Raw genomic sequence first — 255 nt, forward strand, 5'->3', positions numbered from 1 at the left:
CTGCAGGGAGGAGGCGACGTCGTTTTCTCGCTGTGACCATGCCTGGCTGGCTGTGCGCGCCCGCTCCCAGGCGGCTTTGCTGCCGGCTTCTGCGGCAGCACCTGCCCGACAGGTTGCTGCCACGGCAACCGGAGAAGCCAGCGAGATGCTGGTCAGTATGACCAGCAGCGTTTTTTTCATGTTCATGGTCGTCCTTACCGGCTCACAGGCCGGGGCTGTGGGATTGTGCCTGTTGCAGAGTTTTTTCCTGCCTGT

The 255-nt window shown here is 62.0% G+C and carries 1 pseudogene; it reads right to left on the reverse strand.

The annotated features are described in order from the left end of the window. Positions 1 to 186, reverse strand: a pseudogene (locus E0D98_RS26890) (conjugal transfer protein); the annotation flags it as partial. Between the last annotated feature and the right edge of the window lie 69 nt (positions 187 to 255).

Origin of the sequence: Escherichia sp. KCJ4928 (genome assembly GCF_004352695.1) — a bacterium.
Classification (GTDB): Bacteria; Pseudomonadota; Gammaproteobacteria; order Enterobacterales; family Enterobacteriaceae; genus ECMA0423.